The organism is Serratia sp. HNCC26DJ244 (genome assembly GCF_057180565.1).
Genome location: NZ_JBXUGO010000147.1, coordinates 1 through 289, shown reverse-complemented (window position 1 = coordinate 289; position 289 = coordinate 1). Strand labels below are relative to the sequence as shown.

The 289-nt window shown below is 58.8% G+C and carries 1 protein-coding gene; it reads right to left on the bottom strand.

Annotation, left to right across the window (positions count from 1 at the left end; translation table 11 throughout):
• The coding region (locus tag AC2A06_RS19010) for a type VI secretion system baseplate subunit TssF (protein WP_484381320.1) at positions 1-289 on the bottom strand (289 nt) is incomplete at both ends.

Genomic DNA, 289 nt, shown 5'->3' with positions numbered 1-289 from the left:
CGGGGCCTCATGGCGCATCATGCCCCCTTTGTGGCGGAAGCTGGAAAACGGCACATAGGTATGGCCCCCCGACGACATCACCGAATCCACGGAGTAAATCTCGGTATGCCCGTCCTGCACCCGCATCGGCCGCAGCAGGTATTCGGTCTGCAGCGAATCGAGGGTCAGCGGGTCCGATTCCAGCGGGAACAGGTTAATCACCGGCACACAATTAAGCCGCAGGTGCTTTTCGTTAAAGCTGAAATCATGCTCCCAGCGCTCCGCCAGCACCACGTCCACTTCAAACCAT